Below are 20,241 nucleotides of genomic sequence, written 5' to 3' on the forward strand. Positions count from 1 at the left end.
TTAGGCAGCTTGATTTTGCGATCCTGGATGGCAATATTTCCGTTTGTGCATTTTGTGGTGTAGGACTGGACTCTGTTCTTCTTTGATTTGAACCGTGGAGCTTGGTTTTGCTTTTTGAAAAACCGTTTATAAGCGTCAGAAAGATGTTTGACCGACGTTTGGATGGCCGTGCTATCCACTTCCTTTAACCAAAGGAATTCTCTTTTAAGCATGGGTAGTTGTTTGGAACAAGTAGAGTAACTCAAACCTTTTCCGGTTTCCTTGTAGGCACGGCTCCATTCGGAGAGGAAATGATTGAAGACGAAACGAGCGCAACCGATCGTCTTAGCGATGAGCAATTCTTGGGTTTTATTTGGATAGATACGAAAGTTATACGCTTTATGCTTCAACCTTTCCACCTCCTAATCAGGAACATACGTTCTTAATTTAGGATATCACGGAAGGGAGAATATTCAAAGGCATTCGCCTTACGGCGCCGGCATTCATCTCCCCCTTGCCACCGGTCTTCGACACGGCGCTTGAAGAGGGAGTCTTCTGCCGATGAATGATAAAAATGCGCCCAGCGATGACCATCTTCATCAGTTAAGGAAAAATCACCACTTGTACCTGAGGCCTTTATGGAAAGAACAGGTTGGTTTTCCTCGTCTTTAATTCCCTTACCATGGAAAAGGTTTTTGAATTCTTCTTGTATGTAAGTGCCTGAATGATTTCCTGCTGCGTCAAAAATGGTAACCTTCGTTTCCTTAAATCCGTTTCGCCGAAAGGAAAAAAGCTTTTCACCGTCCTGGGTATAAAAGTTATATGTACTCGGGATGAACGATAAGATAGACTTTTGGAAAAACACAATTGGATAGCCCCACCACGGCAGTTTTTCCGTTTTCAGCATTCCAAAATAGGCTCCGTTTTTTTCGAAAGCCATCAGCCGAGGGAGTTTCCCTGCATCGGATTTCCATACGACGTGGTCCGACTCCATTAGAGAACTTGATGCTTCCGGTATGGACAGGTCTTTCACTTTATTATATTTGTGGCGGCTCGATCCCGCAATCATTCCCATAAAAATAACCGGAACAAGCAGCACGGCTGCTTCCAGCCATTCTTGACTAGTCTCCGGCCGATTCCATAGCAAATATCCTCCCAAAATTAAAATGAGGGCACCTATAAGGGAATAAGCCAATTTTTCTCTTCTTTTGTACATATCAGCAATCATTGTTAATCCTTCTTTCTTTTCATTTGTCGGGAATATCCTATACATCATCTACAATCTGTTTGGCGTGAATTAAAGACAAATTGTACGTTTGTCTCAATCTTTTTACACATTCCACTTACGAATCCAGCTGCATCCATTCATACGCTTTCTCTTTCACTCGTTCTTCGTCCAGAGAAGAGTATTCATCGTTTTCACCGTGTTTCTGTGATCCCTCCAGGACGTATCCCAGTAATAATGTAGCTGGAATGAGGGCAAGTAGGACAGCGATCCACGAACTCATGGTCTTTACCCAGCCTTCTAGCTGAAGGTTCTCTTTGATAATATAGTTGGCGGTGTAAATAAAAATTAGTGTAAAAGCTATAGCTCCTAAATAAGCAAATGCGCCAGTTAGCACTCGTCGTTTTTCAGGACAACTTCTGCGTGGTTTTTTAAGACCTCCTTCAGCTATGTAAAAACAAAGATAGACAGATGGGGCAGCGATCAAAAGCCATTCCTTATAACCAAAAACAGTCCACACGAAAAAGTAAGCCGCTATTAATAGCCAGCCTAAACTGTTAAATAATTTTTTGATCATTAATATTTTTTACCTCCTCATTTGCGACAGATTACAATGGGTATTACGATCATTTACTGAAAAAGTTTCATGAGAATTACAACCCGAGAGAAAAGATTGGCTTGCGGGCAATAGGAGGAGGGGGCGGCGCAAGAGAGGCAGAAAACGGGCCTATGAACACACTCCAGTCCAATTACGCATAAAAAAACGGTACCGAAATCGTTAGACAGCCATCTAACCATTTCGGTACCGTTTCAAAGCCGCTTATTATGTGCCGAGATATTCCCAGAAGGCACCGTGTTTCACGGGGATTTCACGCGCTTTCTGTTTCAGCACTAATTTTTTCATTTCTTTCTTTGCCTGCTGTTCTGTCCAGTCGTAGACGACCGCAACTTCTTTGTTCGCTACAAATCGGTAGTAGTGCAAAAAGTCTTCAAGAGCTGGCTTAATGGCAGGGGTTGGATCCTTTTGCAGCATCTCTTTCAGAACTTTTACATACACGTCATAGGAATACATACCGGTTATCTTAAGTCCGGCATCTTCTTCTGATTCATTGAAAAGGACGATCGTAGGAGTGGATTCCACTTCCATTTCGTGTGTCAATTTCAAATCGCAGTTTAAAGCGTTGCGAGCGGCATCGGAATGAAGGTCCTTCTTAAATTCATCTACATCCAGACGGCTCTTACTGGCGCATTCAATTAATACATCTTCATCGGAAATATTCTGTTTTTCCAGGAAAACATACTCCTGAATTTTTCTGAGAAACCGCATGCCGGCTTTTTTACCTTGCAGCTCGGCTGCTTTTACAGCTAGAGAAGCCGCGAAGGGGGAGGAAACCGGGTTCTCAATCCAAACATCACCATCGCAGCACATGCCGGTCCGGGAAGTAGTGCTGTCCCACGCTTTTTTCAGATTTTCAGGTTTCTTCACTTTATTTTGCTGAAAGGAAGTCAACTTCCCGCTTATAATTGGACGGATGGTAAAGAAGCGGCCGTACTCGATAGTGAGTTTTTTTAAGAATGGTTCAAGTGACCAGCATTCAGGACAGAGCGGATCGATAAACACATAGATTTCTATGGGCCGCTTTAATAAATTGAAAAAACCGCTGGCTGTTCCTTGGGTGTCATTATTGCTGCTCAAGCTTTTCCAACTCACTTCGATTCTCCTTTCTCCTCTTCTGGTGTGTTCATCATGTGGTTCGCCGTCATCGTTAATCGCTCGAATATAGCGGACCGGTAAGGCTCTTCAATAGAAACCTCGTTTAAAGCGCCTGACATACAGGACAGCCAGGCGTCTCTTCGAGTTGGTGTAATTTCAAAAGGCAGATGTCTTGCTCTCAGCATTGGGTGACCATGCTCTTCGATGTAAAGAGGAGGACCGCCGAAGAACTGAGTCAAAAACTGCTTCTGCTTTCGTGCGGTTTCCGTTAAATCTTCCGGAAAGATCGGAATTAAATCCGGGTGACTACTCACGCGGCTGTAAAATGCTTCGACAAGCTCCGATATTTTTTCTTCACCAAGCGCCTCATAAATCGTTCCAGGTCGCTGTACCATAAAATCCCTTCCTGTCTGTTAATCCATTTTAGCAATGGGTGTGTGCTACGGCAACTATTCTGATTCTTGCCGGGCTTTATAAAAGCGTTTAATCTTATTATCTGTTTCCCTTTCAGGAATATTGCATTGATTTAAAATTTGGGAAAAAACGGATTTTCCTTGTTCTTTTGATTTAGCTTCGAGTTCCAGCTCAAAATCTTCCTGATCATAATAGAGGCTGTGATCGAGAACGAGAAGGGTATCCTTGTACTCGATTTCCTTTCTTCTTGTGGTCAGGGAACCAAGGAATTTCAAGTCCTCCAAAGAAACGCCAAGCTCCTCCAGCTGTTTCCCGACATTCGGTTTTTCCACCATGCGGTTTTGGATCCATAAATCTGCCTCGTGTTCAGACAATGAGTCATGGGTTTCAAGCAGACCTTCAGGATGAGGCTGTTTCAGGGTCAACGTCCATTGATCGTTTTTTTTCCTGATGCGGAGAGCAGCCCCTAGACTGCGAAGCTTTAAATCATCTGATTCAAAATAATAATTGGTTTGCTCCATGAATTCAACTGATTCGAATGGGTATAATTGGTGTACACGATCGTACTCACCCTTCGTGAGCAGGTTCTTATATTCAATTTCGATTTCCTGGGACAATTTAGAATGCCTCCTTTATCATTTCTGATGTGACTTAACTTTATGATACAATGAATGCATAAGAAAACGCACATATTTACTATACAGATTGGATACATAAAGGTGGGCGCAAGATGAATTGGGATATATTTATAGCACCTTATGGACAAGTAGTTGACGAACTAAAAGTAAAACTAAAGGGAATGCGCCAGCAGTTTGAATATGAAATGGAGCAGTCTCCGATTGAATTTGTCACGGGTCGCGTAAAACCAAGATCAAGTATTATTGAGAAAGCCAGAAGAAAAGCCATTAATCCTGAAAACATTGAAAAAGAGTTACAGGATATAGCGGGTGTGCGTGTAGTCTGTCAATTTGTAGATGATATTTATGCTGTCGTAGACATGCTCAAAAATCGTCATGATTTTACCATTGTAGAAGAGAAGGATTACATCTCCCGCAAAAAAGAGAGCGGTTACAGGTCCTACCACGTAATCATTGAGTACCCAGTCGAAACCATCCATGGAGAAAAGATTGTGTTAGCAGAAATTCAAATCCGTACATTGGCTATGAATTTCTGGGCGACCAACGAACACTCCTTAAATTATAAATATGCTGGTAAAATACCAACGGAAATTAAAAGCCGGTTAAAGCGGGCAGGCGAAGCAGCCTTCCGCCTGGATGAAGAAATGTCTAAGATTAAAAGTGAAATCCAGGAAGCCCAGAAGGTATTTTTGCGTAAAGAAGATCAGAAAAACCATACTAAAAAGAAGTAGAGGAGTGGGCAGCAGATGAAGTTTTCGATCCTTTCCAAAGGCGACCAGAAATCGAATGAAATACGATCCAAAATCAAAAATTATTTAACGGAATTCCAGTTGGAATATAATGAGGATGAGCCTGATCTTGCTATCTCTGTAGGAGGGGACGGCACGTTATTGGAAGCTTTTCACACGTATGTACACCGTCTTGATCAAACAGCGTTTATCGGGATTCATACCGGACACTTAGGCTTCTATGCCGACTGGATGCCGGAAGAGCTGGAAAAGCTGATTATTGAAATCGCGCGGACGCCTTTTCAGGTGGTTGAATACCCGCTTCTGGAAGTGACGATCCGTCCACAAGACGGGGAAGAGGAAGATCGGTATCTGGCATTAAATGAATGTACCATTAAGACTTCAGAAGGTTCGGTTGTTTTTGATATCGAAATTAAAGGCGATCATTTTGAAACCTTCCGCGGAGATGGACTTTGCATTTCCACGCCATCCGGCAGTACCGCTTATAACAAAGCGCTCGGCGGCGCGATTCTCCATCCTTCCCTGGAAGCAATTCAGATTGCGGAAATGGCTTCCATTAACAACCGGGTGTTCCGTACCATCGGTTCTCCGCTTATTTTGCCAAGCCATCATACCTGTTTATTAAAGCCGTTGAACGACAGAAGCTTCCTGATCACGATGGATCATATTACACGCACATACAAAGATGTGAAATCAATTCAGTGCCGAGTGGCGACTGAAAAAGTCCGTTTTGCCCGCTTCCGTCCGTTTCCGTTCTGGAGACGTGTGCATGATTCCTTCGTATCCGATGAGTATTCTCATTCTAAAGAGTGAGTACGGTTACCAAAAACTGGCGCGTTCCGCCTGAGGCGTCAGGTCAGACAGTGAGGGATTTCCTGCAGAAGCGGGCCGGCTTCTCCCGCCAGCTGATTAAACGAGTGAAAGCGGGAGGATCGATTTACGTCAATCACCAGCCAGCTTCTCTCAAGCAGAAGGTAGATTCGGAAGCGATGGTTACCGTTTATTTTCCCGAAGAAGTTCGCGGCGAGAGAATGATGCCTGAAGAAGGCCCGCTATCGATCCGCTATGAGGACGAAGATGTGATCGTGATGGACAAACCGTCCTCGGTTCCAGTCGTTCCATCTTCTCACCATGAAGGCTCTTCCATCGCAACCCGGCTGCTTTATCATTACGAGAAGCACGGTCTTTCCAATACGGTTCATATCGTCACAAGGCTGGACCGGGAGACGTCAGGGCTTATGCTTGCAGCGAAGCACGCTTATAGCCACCGGCTGCTAGCACTTGAGAAAAGCAGAGTCGAGCGCTTTTACACGGCACTGGTAAAAGGAAAGCTTGAGGGTGAAGGAGTTATTGAGACGCCGATTGCCCGGAAACCGGAATCCATTGTGGAACGGACCACCTGTGCAGATGGAAAACCATCAAAGACGTTATACAAGGTTCAGGAAAGCCATGAACAGCATACCCTCGTCAGACTTAAGCTTGAGACCGGGCGTACTCACCAGATTCGTGTCCATATGGCTTCCATTGGTCATCCGCTCGTGGGGGATACTTTATACGGAGAGCCAGAAGATCTTCCCTGGAGCGGACAGGCTCTTCATTGTCATAAACTGGCCTTTGATCATCCCTGGACAGGCGTGCCGATGGCTTTTACATCCGGCATTCCTGAAGAGTGGAATCGTTATATCATGGCATGTGAATACTAAAAAATCAGACCCCGCCTGGAGTCTGATTTTTTAGTATCTGAACTTCTCTTCAACGAACGGCATTGAGGAAGGAACACTGACGAGTTCTTCTTCAGGCAGGCGGAACGCGGTTAGTTCGCCTCCAAACACGCAGCCCGTGTCAATATTAACGGTTTTATGGACGAAGCGGGGTTCGCGTACAGGTGTGTGCCCATAAATTACCCACAAGTCGCCGTCATATTGCTGGGCCCAGTCTCTTCGAACAGGACGTCCGTCCGGCAGCTTTTCTCCTGTAATGTCGCCATATAATACGAACGTTTTCACCTTCTTATTATTTTTTCCGATATCTTCTCTGCGGATACCGGCATGGGCGATGACAGCGTCTGCTTCTTCCAGTACGTGATATAGAGGGGATTCCTCCACCAGCGTCATAAACTGCTTGCGCACCTTTTTTTGTTCACGCGTGGATAAGCTTCGGTATTCGTCAGCTGTTGTTTCTAAACCGTGGGTTTCCTCTACAGGATTTCCAAGGAAAAAACGGTATAGTTTATTGCAATGATTGCCGGGCACGTAGAGTGCCGTTTTTTCTTCTAATACTAACTGGCAGACAAAACGAATGCACTCCACTGAAGCAGGACCGCGATCCGTAATATCACCAACAAAGACCGGGGTGCGTCCGTCGGGATGAAAAGGAAGCCCGTTTTCCCATTCGTAGCCGAGTTTCGTGAATAGCTGCTTTAATTCATCGAGACAGCCATGCACATCGCCAATTACATCAATTTTCATCATCATTCTCCTTCCAATGAATCTTTATGAGATAGGTTAGATCCCGATACTGGAAGACTCAGTTTCGAGATATCTAGTTAGAGAGTTAGGTCCTGCGGGGAACGATTCGCTTTCCGACCCTGCATCGTGTAGGGCCACAGGAAAGCGAATTATCTCCCCACCAACCCTTATCCCCATTTTAGTAACGGACCTATTTATCTCAGAACTGAGTCTTCAAGTAATGGGAGATTTTATTAAAAAAATCCATACTGAGCATTACAGAGCTTTTTTTAGACCGGCTTAGAATAATCAAAAAAAGGCGGGAAGTCTTTTACAAAGCTTCTCCACCTTTTGAGTGTGTTATTCAAACATGTAAGATCTTGTACGGGATTTAACGTTCAGCACGAGGCCGATTGCGAGCATATAAGCTAGTGTCGAACTTCCTCCGTAACTGATAAAGGGAAGCGGAAGTCCCGTGATCGGAAGCAGCTGAATGGACATGCCGATATTTTGAAAGACTTGAAATGCAATCATTCCTACGACGCCGACAATTAAATAACTTCCAAACGCATCGTTACTTTCGAGAGCGATTTGGATCATCCGATAGACCAGAAGGAAAAACAGCGTGACGACAATACTTGAGCCTACGAAACCAAACTGTTCGGATACCGCGGTGAAGATCATATCGGTGTGGCGTTCGGGCACCATCACTTCAAAGTTGCCTGGACCTTTGCCCGTCAGCTGTCCGGAGCCGATCGCTGTGATTGCTTTAATCAGCTGCAGGCCGGCACCGAGCTCGTATTTTTCAGGCTGAAGCCAGCCATAGAAGCGAGAGTCCACGTGAGCAAACACGGATTCTTCAAAGAACGTGGTAACTTTTGTAATATTAAATAGGAAAGTAGTCGCAACAGCTGCAATAACGATTAGTACGGATGAGACGATCGAAAGCAGTATTTTCCATTGAATACCGGATACTAAAATCATAAACGTCGTGATGGATACTAACACAAGGAAGGTACCTAAATCCGGCTGCACCGCAATGAGTCCCATCGGAACTATGGAAAGAAGCAACAGCTTTCCGAGCAGCATTAGATCTGTCTTAACAGTTTTCGTTCTGGTTTTTTCATTATGTTTAACAATCACATGAGCAAGCGTAATGACAAGGAAAACCTTCATAAACTCGGAGGGCTGGATGGTACCGATGCCAGGTAATTTAAACCAGCTCCAGGCTCCGCCTGAATAGTGAACGAGCCCCGGCGGGAATTTAAAGAAGAGCATTAGTAAGGCCGTGAGTCCAAATCCGTAAAGACCCCAAACGATTTGATGAAGGCGGTCATAATCCAGAATCATAGCCACGCCTGCGACTATGCTTCCAAGTATGTACCAGACGATTTGTTTCATATAAGAACCTTGATCTCCAGTGCCTAAGTAGGGATCTACGGTGTATAGGGTATAGCAGCTGATGATTCCAAAGGCCAGGACAATGAATATAATGGTAAAATCAATTGGTGAAGTTTGCTGGTTATCATTCATGAATGTTCCCTTTCTATCAAGCAATCTGTTAAACTACGGTTATAATTGTAAGTGTACATGATTCTTCCAATAATTTTAAGTCAACTTAATGATTTATTGAAAAGAAAATACTTTCGTTGACAAACGTCCAGCAGGCAATTAAGATTAAACGGTCAAAAACGAATAGAACGTCAAGGAGGGGAGCTATGGAACACTTAGATGACCAGGAGCGCCAAGAGGTTTGGGATACGATAAAGGATGCGCTTTTTAATGATTACATTGACCAATTCCGCGCCGAGTTTCTAGAACTCCACCCTTATGATCAGGCTATGATTTTCGAGGGATTAGATGTTGACGTTCGTATGCAGATCTATACGTATCTATCTCCCGAAGAAGTAGCCGATTTCATGGAGCATATTGATTATGAGGAAATCGAGCCGTTTTTCTCTGAAATGGATCCCAGATTTGCGGCGCAAGTATTCGCAGAGATGTCTACGGATGATGCGGTAGATATTTTTAATGAACTGGATAAAGACAAGGTGGCAAGCTTCCTGACCATTATGGATAAGGAAGCGGCACAGGAAATAAAAGATTTGCTGCACTACGAGGAAAAAACCGCGGGCTCTATTATGACCACGGAGTTCGTCATCGTGGAGGCCGGCATGTCAATCAGGGAAGCAATGCTTCATTTAAGAAAAGAAGCTCCTGATGCCGAAACGATTTACTATACGTACGTCATTGATGAAGACAAACGTCTGGTCGGTGTTATTTCGCTTCGTGATTTAATTATTTCAGAAGACGACTGGCTCATATCGGACGTTATGAATGAACGTGTGGTTTCCGTTTCCGTAGCCGAAGACCAGGAGGAAGTGGCACGGATGGTAAGAGATTATGATTTTCTTGCCCTTCCCGTTGTTGATTTCCAGAATCACCTGCTCGGTATTATTACAGTCGATGATATTATGGACGTTATGGAAGAAGAAGCAAGCGATGACTATTCCAAGCTTGCAGGTATTTCTGACGTAGACAGTCCAGATGAAAATGCCTTTGATTCAGCTAAAAAAAGGCTGCCCTGGCTGGTTATTCTGCTATTCCTGGGCAGTGTAACGGCAAGCCTGATCGGCCGCTTCGAGGATACGCTTGATAAAGTAGCGATTCTTGCGATATTTATTCCGCTCATTGCCGGAATGGCTGGTAATACAGGTACACAGGCACTTGCGGTAGCGGTACGAGGAATTGCGACAGGTGAAATTGATAAACAAGGTAAGACTAAAATGATGCTTCGGGAAGCCGGAACTGGATTGATTACGGGGATTTCCTGCGGGATTATCATCACACTCGTCGTTTATTTCTGGCAAGGGAACATCTTTTTAGGTTTGCTCGTCGGGCTTTCCATTTTATCGACGTTGATCGTAGCCACTCTGGCTGGATCACTCGTTCCTCTCATCATGCATCGATTTAATATCGATCCTGCTGTTGCATCAGGACCATTCATCACGACCATCAATGACATCATTTCCATACTGATTTATTTCGGTATGGCTACAGCATTTATGAATTTACTCATCTAGTGGAAGGAGGGCGAGTATGGAACATGGAGCTTCAGTAACTTCTTTAGTTATTGTCATACTAGCTGCATTTATCACTCCCATCTTATTGCATCGTTTTAAACTGAACATGATTCCCGTCGTGGTCGCAGAGATTATAGTCGGATTAATTATAGGAAAAAGTGGTCTCGATATTGTTGAACAGGGAAGCTGGCTTGAGATTTTATCAACGCTTGGGTTTATCTTTCTTATGTTTCTTAGTGGTCTCGAAATTGACTTCTCCATTTTTGCCAGAAGAAAGAAAAGGGCTAAGCCCGAAAATAAAGGGACAGGAGCTCCAAATCCGGTCATCGTGGCTTTAATCGTGTTCGCCGGAATATTCGCCATCTCTCTCGGTTTGTCCTATCTATTTGTTCTGGCTGGCTTTATCGACAATGCCTTCTTAATGACACTGATTATATCCACCGTATCGCTTGGTGTCGTTGTTCCAACGCTTAAGGATGCGCAGATGATGAAGTCGACGATTGGTCAGACAATTCTTCTGGTTGCTGTTATTGCTGACCTGGCCACAATGATTCTATTAGCCGTCTTCGTTTCGCTGTACGGCGAGAGCGAAGGCAATACGTGGCTCCTGCTCATACTGTTTGCGGTCGGGGTTCTGCTTTACTTCGTCGGCAAGCAGTTTCGTCATCAATCCTTTGTGGAAACGATGGCCAAAGGTACCATCCAGATCGATACGCGAGCTGTTTTCACGCTGATTATCCTGCTCGTAGCCTTATCCGAAACCGTAGGCGCCGAGAACATTCTGGGCGCGTTCCTTGCAGGTACCCTTGTTTCTCTCTTGTCTCCGAACCAGGAGATGGTGAAGAAATTAGACAGCTTTGGCTACGGCTTTTTGATTCCGATCTTCTTTGTGATGGTCGGGGTAGATCTTGATATTTGGAGTCTGTTTACCGACAATCGCGTGGTCATTCTCATTCCATTATTATTCATAGCACTGCTCGTATCGAAAGTCGTACCTGCGCTGATTTTGAAAAAATGGTATGATACGCGCACAGTCTTGAGTACAGGATTTATTCTGACCTCTACGCTCTCGCTTGTGATTGCGGCTGCAACGATCGGGGAGAGAGAAGGCATGATTGATGCCCAGATGGAAGGTGCGCTGATTCTAGTGGCGGTACTCACCTGTCTGATCGCTCCGATTGTATTTAAGAAGATTTATGGCAAGTTTGAGGATGAACAGCATAAAACGGTGGTGTCCTTTATTGGTTCCAACCGCATGACGCTGCCGGTGGTCCGGGAGCTGGACATCAATTCCTACGAGACCCACTTGTATCATACAAAAGTAGATAAAATCGATGATAAAATCAGCCGCTCCTGCTTCGATATTAAGGAACTGGATGGCTATAACGTGGACGCCATGAAAGCATATGGAGTATTTGAGGTTGATCTCTTGGTCGCTTCTACAGGTGATGAAGAGAAGAACGCCGAAATTGCACGCTTTGCGAAAGAAGAAGGAGTCGAGCGCGTCATTGCCCGTGTAGAATCTCCAGAATTGACCTCCGAGCTAAAAGAGCTTAAGGTCAGCGTGTTCTCTGTCTTCTTATCATCTAAAGCTCTCCTGAAAGCCATGATTGAAGCACCGAACGTCGTCGATATCATTACGAAACAGGAAAGTGCGCTCTACCAGATCAACATGAACAACTCCTCGTATAACGGAGTGTATCTTCGGGAATTTCCGTTTACTGGAGATGTGATCATGGTTCGGATTTTCCGTGGCAAAGATTCCATTGTGCCGCACGGGGACACGGAACTTAAACTGGGTGACCGTCTGATCGTGACGGGTTCAAGTGAGTATGTAGATGAACTGAAAATGGATCTTGAATTTTAAATAAGCAGGGATCTCCTTTCGAAATGAAAGGGGGTCCTTTTTTATGGCGTGATTTCTTCGCCCTGCCTGAATTGGGCCGCAGTCAAATGAAATAGAAACTTCGCCAGTTGAAATAGGGAGATCATAATTTATAAAACGCCTCTTATTGAAACTCCAGTACTATAATAATCGTAGATGTACTATGGAATTTAGGACGGAGGAGGAGAAGGATGACCGTACTTGTGGACCTGATCATGTTATTGTTAGAACTCTCCATATTTAAGGTGCAGGAAGAAGATATCGAAGGAAACCTAAAGGAACTGAAAAAGCATACCTGGTTTCAGGACTATCTCTCTGAAGAAACGAAGCGGCAGCAAATCATCCATGATGCAAAAGTACGGCGCGTGATCGGAAGGTTCTCTAAAAGGAAATTAAGAAAAGGCTCGTATCAGGTGTATTGTAAGAAGAAATTGGATCGTGCGCTTAGATAGAGGATCCAAACCGTGTGAGCGTGTCTGACCTTTACTACTGGAGGTATATGTTAGGCTTGACGAAATACACGAAGTTTTTCTTATATAGATAGAGAAACAGGTGGGGTAAAATATGGTTAAGAGGTTTAAAGAACAGATGAAGCTGCCTGGTGCACCTCTCGGAGTGTCCATAGCAGCTTTGATATTTATAAGTGGAGTTTTGACTAAAATCTTTACGATGCTTTTATTATGAAAAACAAGCCGGCTTAAATCTTAAGACTGAATGGTTTTTCTGATTTCATTTTCAATCATTGTCCAAGCTTTCTGCGCTTTTAGCTCGGGTCCTAAGTGAGTGAAGGCGTGATAGCAGTCTTCAAATACTTCGTGTCTTACGGGCACGCCGGCGTTTCTTAATTTGTCTGCGTACGTTTCAGCTTCCTGGGAGAAAGCGTCATATTCCGCCGCAATTATAAGCGCCGGGGCAAGCTTGTCTGTATGGGGAGCTAAGACGGGGGAAGCAAGCGGATGTTCCGCCTGGTTTCTTTCCGGTACATAGCACAAGTTGAGAAAATGGGCAGCCTGAGGGAAACGCGCACGACCGGGATCGCCCTCTGGTTTATCAGCATGCGGGGTAACAAAATCAAGCATGGGACAGATCAGCACCTGGAGGAGGGGCTGAGGTTCGTTCCGCTCCTTCAGCAATAGACAGAGCGCAGCCATAATATTTCCACCTGAACTTTGCCCGCCGACCATAATTTTTTCTGGATCAATCTTAAGGTCTTTGGCATGGTCTTTTATCCAGTGCAGCAGCTGGTAGGACTGCTCCACAGGCCCTGGAAAAGGATATTCCGGTGCCTTGGCGTAGTCAACATTGATAACGATGCAGCCTGTATTGTTCGCGATCTGCCGGCAGTATGGATCATCCATCTCTTTGGAATTCATAATGAAGGCACCGCCGTGCAGGTTAATGTACACAGGCAGATTTTCACCCGTTGCTCCTTTTGGATAGTAGCAGGATATATATGTATCTTTCACATCAGTTTCAATGAGAATATCCTTTTTCTCCTGGACGGACTGTATGGGAACCATGGGTGTATTCAGAGATTGATCTGAAAAGAAACGGAGTGTATTGGCTATAATAGATTTATACATAATGAACCCCCTGTTTTTTTGATTGCTTATACCCGGTAGAAAAGGAAGATAATCGTGAAGATCTTCAGGACACAAGGTATAACAGACGATCGAGCTGGTTCGCGACCGCAACAATAGTTTACATACAAAATTAGCATACGCTATGCTTAAGAAAGATGAGGTGATTGCCATGTGGTTCATGTTCCTGGCCATAATTTCAACTCTGCTGCTTTTTTGGCAGAAGGTTTCATTTCCTATTCAAGAACCTGGAAAAACGGGTACATACTCAATCATTATACCAGCACGTAATGAAGAAGAAAATTTAAGACGGTTACTTCCTTCCATTCTCGCAACGAATAATGCCCAAAGGGAAGTGATTGTGGTGGATGACCATTCAGAAGACCGGACCCGGGCAGCAGCAGAATCTTTTGGAGTCAAGGTTATCAGCAATCCGCCTTTACCGGAAGAGTGGATGGGTAAATCCTGGGCCTGTTATAACGGGGCAAAAATAGCAAAAGGAAAGACGTTGTTTTTTCTTGATGCAGACACATGGTTCTCCAAACACGGACCGGAAAGGATCATCCAGTTTTCAGAGAATAAAGACCTGAACGCTTTAGTTACGGTACACCCTTATCACTACATGCATTCGTTCTGGGAAAAGTTTTCTTCTATTTTCCACCTGGTGGTATTTGCTTCCTCAGGAATCACGACGGTCGCGAAGGATCAGATCAGCAAGCATGGAGGCTTTGGCCCCTGTTTAATTATTCCGGCAGAGACGTACTGGGAGCTTGGCGGTCATCAGTCGATCCGCAGTGAAATCGTAGAGCACCTGGCTTTCGCAAGACGCGCGGAAGCCAGGGACATACGGACTTATGCCTTCAGCGGCAGACATGTGGTGAACATGAGGATGTATGAAGCCAGTCTGAAAGCAGTGGTGGAAGGGTGGTCTAAAAGCTTTGCTTCGGGAGCGAGAACGGCATCGCCGTGGATGACAACTGCTGCGATTCTCTGGATTACGTCTGTCATCTCTTACCTCCTTAACATTCCTGACATGGGGTGGTGGAGCCTGATCGGTTATGGAATTCTTGCTTTCTGGCTTGGTCGCACGCTCCAGGAAATGGGGAACTTCAAGTGGTATGATGCGATCCTTTTCCCGCTGCATTTCTTCTTCTTTGTCGTTCTGTTTGGCTATTCCATTTTGAAAACCTTCTTTTGGAAGGAATCCACTTGGAAGGGGCGGAATATAGCTGGAAAGAATAAGAGAGGGTCGTCCTGATGATTACAAAGATAATAATTGCCTGGGTAATGATCCATATAAGCATCAGCGTACTTGTATCTCAGCTGCCCGCATCTATGGTTTTAACTTTCTCCAAACTATATGAGTTAAAGAATTGGGAGAAAAACGGACGGGTGTATGAGCAGCTGAAAATAAAGAAATGGAAGCATTTACTTCCCGAAGCCAGAAAATGGGTGAATCAGGGTAAGGGGAAGACGGCGGCTCACCTGCGGAACGAAAAAGAGTTTCAAGCCTTAAACCTGCAGACCAGCCGCTCCGAGCTGTCTCACTGGATCCAGATCCTTCCCGCCCCATTATTTTTCTTCATCCTGCCTATGTGGGCCGGGTGGGTCATGGTTCTCTATGCGATTTTATTTAATCTTCCGTTCATCGTTGTACAGCGCTATAACCGCACCCGGTTAGAACGATTCAGGAAGGTTTACGAAAAGAAGCAGCGGTGACGCGCTGCGCCAGCGCACAAAAAGGGACGGAAAGCCGTATGATGCGCTTCCGTCCCTAACTTATTCATTTAGAAATTTTTCATATTCTTTGGATCGGCTGATTTTACTGCGGCACCTTCAGATCTGTAGATCTCTTCCATTGCCTTCTGCTCATCAACGACCGGAACGAGGCGCGTCTGCTCCCTGCGTTTTTGTTCAAAGTGAACGGACAGGATAATCAATCCAGCTGGTAGTAACAACCATAACCACAACATCTAATCCCGCCTTTCTCGGATCTATACGATCCTATGTATTGTATTCCCTTCTTATCAAAATTTATCCCTCCTTTTCATGGAAAATTTGCCATTCTTGTTAATGGATGAAAGAAAAAATGAAACGATCGAAGCGGGCGAATCGTACGTAAGGAAAGGAAGGGATCAGCTATGATGAGACTCATGTTTATTATTGCCGCGCTTGTTCTACCGATTTCAATGTTCTTTGACCAGGCAGCTTACGGGATATTAATCTCCCTGTTCTTCATGTTTACAGGGGCTTATTTCAGCAAACCGAGATTTAATCGTTCGAAAAAGGGCTGAGAATTTTATCCCTGTTCGATTTTTTTGGAGGTGGTAAAGTGAGAAAGCATTACGTTAGAACTTCTCTGATCGTTGGAGTAGCTGTGTTTGTGATCAGCTTGTTTGTCCTGGTCGCCCTGGGGTCGCCTGCTCCTTATGTGGGAGGCTTATTCATCGCTTTTATCGTATTTGAAATCAGCTTTTATCATTTGTTTGCCAAGAATAGGGAGGAGCGTAACGGTTTTTAAAAGAGAACAAAATGAACAAGTAACGAATATTTTTTCACGCAGACTTCACTCAGGAATTTCCGTGTTTCATATAATTAATGTAATATATAAATTACATTTAGGAATATATATGTTACAATGATCGCAGAAAGGATCGATCATTATGGAAAATCAGGTAAAGGTATCGCGTGTAGGTGTACATCTCACTCAGCAACAGTTAGCCGAGAGGGTGGGGGTGACCCGGCAGACCATCAGTTTAATTGAAAAAGGGAAATATAACCCAACGTTAAAGCTATGCCTTGAGATTTGTTACGCAGTGAATAAGACGCTGGATGAAGTATTCTGGATAGAGAAGGGAAGCGGAACCAATGGAGAGAATAAATGATGAACGTCTGCAGTTGAGAAATTTAAAAAACATTCGAATCGTTTATATCATCCAGACATTTGGAATTTTAGCCATCCTTGCCTACGATCTTGTAACGAAAGGTATGGATGGAATGACAGAAAACCCTTTGTGGGCGGTTTTTATGATTTCAGCCGTTGTGAATGCGTATCTAATGATGAATATTAGTGTGGATCATGAAAAGCAAAAATCACCAGAGAAGGGCCTTTACATATCACTCGCCGTTGTTAGTGTCCTGTCTATTGCTAGTGGTGCAATGGTAACATTACTGGGCTCGAATGGGATAGGAAGCGGCTTTTTAATAGGCGGCATTATTTTAGTTTGTTCCCTGGTGCCTGTGATCTACATTTATGTATTAAGAAAGAGGAAGATAGAAGACGAGGATGAAGAGGAGCTTTCCAGTTGAGGTTCTCTTTAAAGAGACAGAAGTACTGATAAACCAGGGCTTCTGTTTTTTTGTGTATTGAAAAATATTCACTTAAAGTGTAATATTACACTAAACCTGAATGGGAGGAGGATGTGTATGTATGTAATTCCGCTTGTCCTGTTTATATTTCCAATGCTTGCCTTTGTGATAGGCGTTTTAGGCCGCTCTCTTTTTAAAAAGCTGTTTCTTGCTCCGGCTGTCGTATTTGGTCTTTCACTGCTTGCTCAACTCCTGTACTTTAATTCTTCTTTTTTTATGTGGATCCTCATTTATACATCCCTTGCTATTGCCGGTAGTCTTACCGCTCATTTTCTCCTCCGGACATATCACCCCAGCCGCAACGTGCAAAAGACAGCTATAAGCATTCTTCTAGGGGCGGTTCTTATTCCTGCTTTGATTTTTGTCCTATCAAGGCCGGTAAATGCCGCGCTAATGGAGAAAAAAGTGGAGAAACACCTGCGCCTAGAAGAGTACTCGACAAGAGACATTACCTCCATTGAAACCTTTTATGAGGGAAAACGTAATACGAACCGGACCAAACCTGTCATTGCGGAGGTTGTTTTTACAGATGATCCGCACCATACATATCGCTATATCGAATTAAAAAAAGAAAACAGGGTTGTGCAGATGTGTGAATACGAGAGGAGCCCGAACTTTTTTACAAACGAATATACGGCGGAGCGGCCGCATATGAAGAAAGATTGTTTAGAATAAATGGACGAAAAGGGAGTGGGGATATGAGCAAGGATATAGTGAATGAGATAAAAAAGCTAATAGAGAACTCTACGGATGAGGAAGTACGATCCCTGTTATTTCAAATGGCAGTAATCATGCACTCTAAAAAGGAAGCAGGAGTTCCGGATGAATTCATACTTGAGGACCTCATGGAAAGCTTTAATCGTTTTCGTTCCTATAAGGAACAAGAAAGATATTCTTCTCTTCGTAACGCTGAGCGCGTCCATATCGTATTTGGAGAGGCCTCTGCCGGTAGTTTGTCCGTGGCTTTAAAAGAGTTGGAGTCGCAGGATTATGTGCTGTCTTTACACGATTCGTTCTCCTACGGTCCAATTTGGAATCTCCACGAGGAACAAGGGTTGAGCAATAGAAAAGAGTGGCTGCAGGATCATATCAATGTAGATGAAGAGTACATTGATCAGTATGTGGAGAACAGAAAAGAAACCATTCAAACCATTGAGGCTCTTCATGGACATATTCCCATTTACATATGGAGTGGAGAAAACGCATTGGAATACACGGGACTGCGATACGTGCTCTATTTAATAAGAAGCAAATTGAACTCGATTCGTCTCATGAATCCGAGTGTTATCCACCCCAGGTTATTTCCTGTTGCACAGGTGGATTATTCCCTTTTACATACAGGTGAGATTTCCCCTCGCCAATGGAAAGGTATGTTAGAGCAGTGTGCATCTGCATCTCCCCTTTCCAAACCGGATCGTCAGCGGCTGGTTCGGGAATGGGAGACTTTATCAACTACGGAAGAACGGCTGCGTATTTGGAAAGATGGAAAGCTTCAATCTGTAGAGGAAGATTACTATGACAACTACCTTATTCAAATCACCAGAGCAATACACGAAACACAGACGGAAAGAGATTATATTAAATCGGCAAGAATCATTGGCGAAGTGATGGGAACGCTTGAGCAGAGTATTGTTGACTCCTTTTTTGAATATCGGATTCGAACTCTAATTTTAAAAGGGGTCTTCGAAATCAAAGGTGTGCCTAAAGCCATGAGGTATTATAGTGTAAAGCTTCGCTGACTGGATCTGCATAAACCAGCACTGTTGAATCTTATAGTTTCTTACACAAAAACTCCGGATACTTGAAGACTCAGTCGAAGCGGTTATAACAAACTCCGGAACGGGAAAAGAACATCAATACTCCTATGTCATCACTGGTGCAGACCCTTTCAGTTTTCACTTGCAAAAGCAGAAATAGGGCTGCTTTAAAGGATAATTGTATTTTGTTAGTTGATATAATAAAATAGGAGCAGGTACTAATAACAAATCCCAATTGTAGAAATCACCTCAAGGAGGGCATGGAATGAATTTATCATTAGAAGGACGCACCTATGTCGTAATGGGCGTAGCCAACAAACGAAGTATTGCGTGGGGCATTGCACGCTCTTTACATGAAGCAGGCGCGAGACTTATTTTTACTTATGCATCCGAACGTTTCGGGAAAGCTGTTCGTGAACTGGCCGACACGCTTGAAGGGGAAAATAATTCCTTATTCTATGAGTGTGACGTAACCAATGATGAAGCCATCATTCAAACGTTCGAAAATATTCAGAATGATGTAGGTGTCATTCATGGACTGGCTCACTGCATTGCTTTTGCCAACCGCGATGAGCTAAAGGATGAGTTCCTGAACACAAGCCGTGACGGATTCTTAACGGCTCACAACATCAGTTCTTATTCACTTACTGCTGTGGCACGTGCCGCTAAGCCGCTTATGTCAGAAGGTGGTAGCATTATTACCATGACGTATCTCGGCGGCGAGCAAGTCGTCCAGAACTACAATGTGATGGGTGTTGCTAAAGCGAGCCTGGATGCAAGCATGAAGTATTTAGCTAACGACTTAGGTAAGCACAACATTCGTGTGAACGCGATTTCCGCTGGGCCAATCCGTACGCTGTCCGCTAAAGGCGTAGGAGACTTTAACCAGATTCTTCAGGAAATTGAAGAACGTGCGCCGCTGCGCCGTCCCGTTACACAGGAAGAAGTCGGCGATACCGCTTATTATCTAATGAGTGATCTTTCCCGCGGCGTAACAGGAGAAGTTATTCACGTGGACTCCGGCTTTAACATTATCGGTTATTAATAGACAAATCCCCGGGCTCTTGAGAATGAGCGCCGGGGATTTTTTATCATTCATCGGCAGAAGACTCCCTCTCCAAGCGCCGTGTCGAAGACCGGTGGAAAGGGGGAGATGAATGCCGTCGCCTTAAGGCGAATGCCTTTGAATATTCTCCCTTCCGTGATATTCTAAAGTAAGAACGTATGTTCCTGGTTAGGAGGTGGAAAGGTTGAAGCATAAAGCGTATAATTTTGTATCTATCCAAATAAAACCCAAGAATCGCTCATCGCTAAGACAATCGGTTGCGCTCGTTTTGTCTTCAATCATTTCCTCTCCGAATGGAGCAGTACCTACAAGGAAACCGGAAAAGGTTTGAGTTA

At 44.2% G+C, this 20,241-nt stretch carries 25 protein-coding genes and 1 pseudogene; 16 read left to right on the plus strand and 10 right to left on the minus strand.

The genetic code is table 11. The annotated features are described in order from the left end of the window. The 6 genes from ACTWP7_RS20175 to ACTWP7_RS20200 form a co-directional block, all read right to left on the minus strand. Nucleotides 1-398: helix-turn-helix domain-containing protein (locus ACTWP7_RS20175; protein ID WP_443124703.1), on the minus strand; the 398-nt coding region annotated here is incomplete at its 3' end. A 23-nt stretch (nt 399-421) separates the two neighbouring features. After that, a complete protein-coding gene (locus ACTWP7_RS20180; protein WP_443124704.1) occupies nt 422-1,252 on the minus strand; it encodes a hypothetical protein in 831 nt (276 codons plus the stop codon). A gap of 70 nt (nt 1,253-1,322) precedes the next feature. After that, on the minus strand, nt 1,323-1,781 hold the full coding sequence (locus tag ACTWP7_RS20185; RefSeq protein WP_443124705.1) for a hypothetical protein: 459 nt from the start codon (nt 1,779-1,781) through the stop codon (nt 1,323-1,325). A gap of 246 nt (nt 1,782-2,027) precedes the next feature. Continuing rightward, the gene (locus ACTWP7_RS20190; RefSeq protein ID WP_443124706.1) at nt 2,028-2,915 is read right to left on the minus strand and encodes a ClpXP adapter SpxH family protein; all 888 of its coding nucleotides are present in this window, start codon (nt 2,913-2,915) and stop codon (nt 2,028-2,030) included. Then, nucleotides 2,912-3,313, minus strand: a complete 402-nt coding sequence (locus ACTWP7_RS20195; protein ID WP_089751234.1) for a globin domain-containing protein — start codon at nt 3,311-3,313, stop codon at nt 2,912-2,914. The genes ACTWP7_RS20190 and ACTWP7_RS20195 overlap by 4 nt, the downstream gene beginning before the upstream one ends. Before the next feature lie 54 nt (nt 3,314-3,367). After that, entirely contained in the window at nt 3,368-3,949 is a 582-nt protein-coding gene (locus ACTWP7_RS20200; protein WP_443124707.1) for a CYTH domain-containing protein, read from the minus strand. A 113-nt stretch (nt 3,950-4,062) separates the two neighbouring features. Between ACTWP7_RS20200 and ACTWP7_RS20205 the strand changes: the two genes are divergently transcribed. From ACTWP7_RS20205 to ACTWP7_RS20215, 3 genes are read left to right on the plus strand one after another with little or no spacing between them, the layout of a single operon-like run. Further along, a complete protein-coding gene (locus tag ACTWP7_RS20205) occupies nt 4,063-4,701 on the plus strand; it encodes a GTP pyrophosphokinase (protein WP_443124708.1) in 639 nt (212 codons plus the stop codon). Between the two features lie 15 nt (nt 4,702-4,716). Beyond that, the gene (locus ACTWP7_RS20210) at nt 4,717-5,532 is read left to right on the plus strand and encodes an NAD kinase (RefSeq protein WP_014642575.1); all 816 of its coding nucleotides are present in this window, start codon (nt 4,717-4,719) and stop codon (nt 5,530-5,532) included. Next, nucleotides 5,529-6,422 (plus strand): RluA family pseudouridine synthase, encoded by an 894-nt coding sequence (locus ACTWP7_RS20215; RefSeq protein ID WP_443124709.1) that lies wholly within the window; start codon nt 5,529-5,531, stop codon nt 6,420-6,422. Before ACTWP7_RS20210 ends, ACTWP7_RS20215 begins: the two co-directional genes overlap by 4 nt. Before the next feature lie 30 nt (nt 6,423-6,452). On the opposite strand, the gene prpE is transcribed toward ACTWP7_RS20215, so the two are convergent. Together prpE and ACTWP7_RS20225 are read right to left on the minus strand one after the other, a co-directional pair. After that, complete coding sequence (prpE, locus tag ACTWP7_RS20220) at nt 6,453-7,187, minus strand: bis(5'-nucleosyl)-tetraphosphatase PrpE (protein ID WP_443124710.1); 735 nt, start codon at nt 7,185-7,187, stop codon at nt 6,453-6,455. A gap of 339 nt (nt 7,188-7,526) precedes the next feature. Continuing rightward, complete coding sequence (locus tag ACTWP7_RS20225) at nt 7,527-8,699, minus strand: FtsW/RodA/SpoVE family cell cycle protein (RefSeq protein ID WP_443124711.1); 1,173 nt, start codon at nt 8,697-8,699, stop codon at nt 7,527-7,529. 185 nt (nt 8,700-8,884) lie between these two features. On the opposite strand from ACTWP7_RS20225, the gene mgtE reads away from it, so the two are divergent. The 3 genes from mgtE to ACTWP7_RS20240 all read left to right on the plus strand — a co-directional run bounded on the left by mgtE (nt 8,885) and on the right by ACTWP7_RS20240 (nt 12,586). After that, nucleotides 8,885-10,249: a magnesium transporter gene (gene mgtE, locus ACTWP7_RS20230; protein ID WP_443124712.1), complete on the plus strand. Its 1,365-nt coding sequence runs from the start codon at nt 8,885-8,887 to the stop codon at nt 10,247-10,249. Between the two features lie 16 nt (nt 10,250-10,265). Further along, the gene (locus tag ACTWP7_RS20235; protein WP_443124713.1) at nt 10,266-12,116 is read left to right on the plus strand and encodes a monovalent cation:proton antiporter family protein; all 1,851 of its coding nucleotides are present in this window, start codon (nt 10,266-10,268) and stop codon (nt 12,114-12,116) included. A 209-nt stretch (nt 12,117-12,325) separates the two neighbouring features. Continuing rightward, nucleotides 12,326-12,586 carry a hypothetical protein gene (locus ACTWP7_RS20240; protein WP_443124714.1) on the plus strand — a complete coding sequence of 87 codons (261 nt, stop codon included), beginning with the start codon at nt 12,326-12,328 and terminating at the stop codon, nt 12,584-12,586. A 252-nt stretch (nt 12,587-12,838) separates the two neighbouring features. Here the strand turns inward: ACTWP7_RS20240 and ACTWP7_RS20245 are convergent, their stop codons facing one another. After that, complete coding sequence (locus ACTWP7_RS20245; protein WP_443124715.1) at nt 12,839-13,717, minus strand: alpha/beta hydrolase; 879 nt, start codon at nt 13,715-13,717, stop codon at nt 12,839-12,841. Nucleotides 13,718-13,859: 142 nt separating this feature from the next. On the opposite strand from ACTWP7_RS20245, the gene ACTWP7_RS20250 reads away from it, so the two are divergent. Together ACTWP7_RS20250 and ACTWP7_RS20255 are read left to right on the plus strand one after the other, a co-directional pair. Next, on the plus strand, nt 13,860-14,972 hold the full coding sequence (locus tag ACTWP7_RS20250; RefSeq protein ID WP_443124716.1) for a glycosyltransferase: 1,113 nt from the start codon (nt 13,860-13,862) through the stop codon (nt 14,970-14,972). Then, on the plus strand, nt 14,972-15,433 hold the full coding sequence (locus ACTWP7_RS20255) for a glycosyl-4,4'-diaponeurosporenoate acyltransferase CrtO family protein (protein ID WP_443124717.1): 462 nt from the start codon (nt 14,972-14,974) through the stop codon (nt 15,431-15,433). Before ACTWP7_RS20250 ends, ACTWP7_RS20255 begins: the two co-directional genes overlap by 1 nt. Before the next feature lie 68 nt (nt 15,434-15,501). On the opposite strand, the gene ACTWP7_RS20260 is transcribed toward ACTWP7_RS20255, so the two are convergent. Then, nucleotides 15,502-15,687, minus strand: a complete 186-nt coding sequence (locus tag ACTWP7_RS20260; protein WP_224894409.1) for a hypothetical protein — start codon at nt 15,685-15,687, stop codon at nt 15,502-15,504. 168 nt (nt 15,688-15,855) lie between these two features. Here ACTWP7_RS20260 and ACTWP7_RS20265 point away from each other — a divergent pair, with 168 nt between their 5' ends. From ACTWP7_RS20265 to ACTWP7_RS20300, 8 genes and pseudogenes are all read left to right on the plus strand, one after another. Next, nucleotides 15,856-16,008 (plus strand): hypothetical protein, encoded by a 153-nt coding sequence (locus ACTWP7_RS20265; RefSeq protein ID WP_443124718.1) that lies wholly within the window; start codon nt 15,856-15,858, stop codon nt 16,006-16,008. A 38-nt stretch (nt 16,009-16,046) separates the two neighbouring features. Continuing rightward, nucleotides 16,047-16,235 (plus strand): hypothetical protein, encoded by a 189-nt coding sequence (locus ACTWP7_RS20270; RefSeq protein ID WP_443124719.1) that lies wholly within the window; start codon nt 16,047-16,049, stop codon nt 16,233-16,235. A gap of 142 nt (nt 16,236-16,377) precedes the next feature. Beyond that, nucleotides 16,378-16,599, plus strand: coding sequence for a helix-turn-helix transcriptional regulator (locus ACTWP7_RS20275; protein ID WP_443124720.1), 222 nt, complete (start codon nt 16,378-16,380; stop codon nt 16,597-16,599). Then, nucleotides 16,583-17,023, plus strand: a complete 441-nt coding sequence (locus ACTWP7_RS20280; protein WP_443124721.1) for a hypothetical protein — start codon at nt 16,583-16,585, stop codon at nt 17,021-17,023. The genes ACTWP7_RS20275 and ACTWP7_RS20280 overlap by 17 nt, the downstream gene beginning before the upstream one ends. A gap of 117 nt (nt 17,024-17,140) precedes the next feature. Further along, the gene (locus tag ACTWP7_RS20285) at nt 17,141-17,758 is read left to right on the plus strand and encodes a DUF2651 family protein (RefSeq protein WP_443124722.1); all 618 of its coding nucleotides are present in this window, start codon (nt 17,141-17,143) and stop codon (nt 17,756-17,758) included. A 23-nt stretch (nt 17,759-17,781) separates the two neighbouring features. Continuing rightward, entirely contained in the window at nt 17,782-18,822 is a 1,041-nt protein-coding gene (locus ACTWP7_RS20290; RefSeq protein WP_443124723.1) for a DUF1835 domain-containing protein, read from the plus strand. 283 nt (nt 18,823-19,105) lie between these two features. Further along, on the plus strand, nt 19,106-19,885 hold the full coding sequence (fabI, locus tag ACTWP7_RS20295) for an enoyl-ACP reductase FabI (RefSeq protein WP_014642593.1): 780 nt from the start codon (nt 19,106-19,108) through the stop codon (nt 19,883-19,885). Between the two features lie 196 nt (nt 19,886-20,081). Continuing rightward, a pseudogene (locus ACTWP7_RS20300) lies at nt 20,082-20,241 on the plus strand (helix-turn-helix domain-containing protein); the annotation flags it as partial.

Source organism: Halobacillus sp. B29 (genome assembly GCF_052246755.1).
GTDB classification, from domain to species: Bacteria; Bacillota; Bacilli; order Bacillales; family Halobacillaceae; genus Halobacillus; species Halobacillus halophilus.

Bases quoted from the DNA above. Each gene is read 5' to 3' on its own strand.
- ACTWP7_RS20180 (WP_443124704.1), bottom strand. From the start codon at position 1,252: ATGTATAGGATATTCCCGACAAATGAAAAGAAAGAAGGATTAACAATG.
- ACTWP7_RS20185 (WP_443124705.1), bottom strand. From the start codon at position 1,781: ATGATCAAAAAATTATTTAACAGTTTAGGCTGGCTATTAATAGCGGCT.
- ACTWP7_RS20195 (WP_089751234.1), bottom strand. From the start codon at position 3,313: ATGGTACAGCGACCTGGAACGATTTATGAGGCGCTTGGTGAAGAAAAA.
- ACTWP7_RS20205 (WP_443124708.1), top strand. From the start codon at position 4,063: ATGAATTGGGATATATTTATAGCACCTTATGGACAAGTAGTTGACGAA.
- ACTWP7_RS20210 (WP_014642575.1), top strand. From the start codon at position 4,717: ATGAAGTTTTCGATCCTTTCCAAAGGCGACCAGAAATCGAATGAAATA.
- prpE (WP_443124710.1), bottom strand. From the start codon at position 7,187: ATGAAAATTGATGTAATTGGCGATGTGCATGGCTGTCTCGATGAATTA.
- ACTWP7_RS20225 (WP_443124711.1), bottom strand. From the start codon at position 8,699: ATGAATGATAACCAGCAAACTTCACCAATTGATTTTACCATTATATTC.
- mgtE (WP_443124712.1), top strand. From the start codon at position 8,885: ATGGAACACTTAGATGACCAGGAGCGCCAAGAGGTTTGGGATACGATA.
- ACTWP7_RS20235 (WP_443124713.1), top strand. From the start codon at position 10,266: ATGGAACATGGAGCTTCAGTAACTTCTTTAGTTATTGTCATACTAGCT.
- ACTWP7_RS20240 (WP_443124714.1), top strand. From the start codon at position 12,326: ATGACCGTACTTGTGGACCTGATCATGTTATTGTTAGAACTCTCCATA.
- ACTWP7_RS20245 (WP_443124715.1), bottom strand. From the start codon at position 13,717: ATGTATAAATCTATTATAGCCAATACACTCCGTTTCTTTTCAGATCAA.
- ACTWP7_RS20250 (WP_443124716.1), top strand. From the start codon at position 13,860: ATGCTTAAGAAAGATGAGGTGATTGCCATGTGGTTCATGTTCCTGGCC.
- ACTWP7_RS20255 (WP_443124717.1), top strand. From the start codon at position 14,972: ATGATTACAAAGATAATAATTGCCTGGGTAATGATCCATATAAGCATC.
- ACTWP7_RS20260 (WP_224894409.1), bottom strand. From the start codon at position 15,687: ATGTTGTGGTTATGGTTGTTACTACCAGCTGGATTGATTATCCTGTCC.
- ACTWP7_RS20265 (WP_443124718.1), top strand. From the start codon at position 15,856: ATGATGAGACTCATGTTTATTATTGCCGCGCTTGTTCTACCGATTTCA.
- ACTWP7_RS20275 (WP_443124720.1), top strand. From the start codon at position 16,378: ATGGAAAATCAGGTAAAGGTATCGCGTGTAGGTGTACATCTCACTCAG.
- ACTWP7_RS20280 (WP_443124721.1), top strand. From the start codon at position 16,583: ATGGAGAGAATAAATGATGAACGTCTGCAGTTGAGAAATTTAAAAAAC.
- ACTWP7_RS20285 (WP_443124722.1), top strand. From the start codon at position 17,141: ATGTATGTAATTCCGCTTGTCCTGTTTATATTTCCAATGCTTGCCTTT.
- ACTWP7_RS20290 (WP_443124723.1), top strand. From the start codon at position 17,782: ATGAGCAAGGATATAGTGAATGAGATAAAAAAGCTAATAGAGAACTCT.
- fabI (WP_014642593.1), top strand. From the start codon at position 19,106: ATGAATTTATCATTAGAAGGACGCACCTATGTCGTAATGGGCGTAGCC.